Annotated in this window: 1 protein-coding gene; it reads left to right on the plus strand. The window is 58.3% G+C overall.

The annotated features are described in order from the left end of the window. The coding region (locus VSR82_RS40215) for a transposase (RefSeq protein WP_498858948.1) at positions 1–290 on the plus strand (290 nt) is incomplete at both ends.

Raw genomic sequence — 290 nt, forward strand, 5'->3', positions numbered from 1 at the left:
GCCCAGGCGTTGCTGCACGGCAAGGAGACGGATGTCTACGCTGACGCCGGGTATCAGGGAAGCGAAAAGCATTGTGAGGCCGACGCAGCTCGTTGGCATGTTGCGATGAGACCGGGCAAGCGCAGACTACTGGACCAGAGTAATCCTCTGGACGCGATATACCATCAGATCGAGCGGCTCAAGGCCGGTATCCGTGCCAAGGTTGAGCACCCGTTTCGCGTCATCAAGCGGCAGTTCGGCTATGCGAAGACCCGCTATCGCGGTTTGATGAAAAACACTGCCCAGATCAC

It is taken from the genome of Burkholderia sp. JPY481 (genome assembly GCF_038900515.1).
Classification (GTDB): Bacteria; Pseudomonadota; Gammaproteobacteria; order Burkholderiales; family Burkholderiaceae; genus Paraburkholderia; species Paraburkholderia youngii.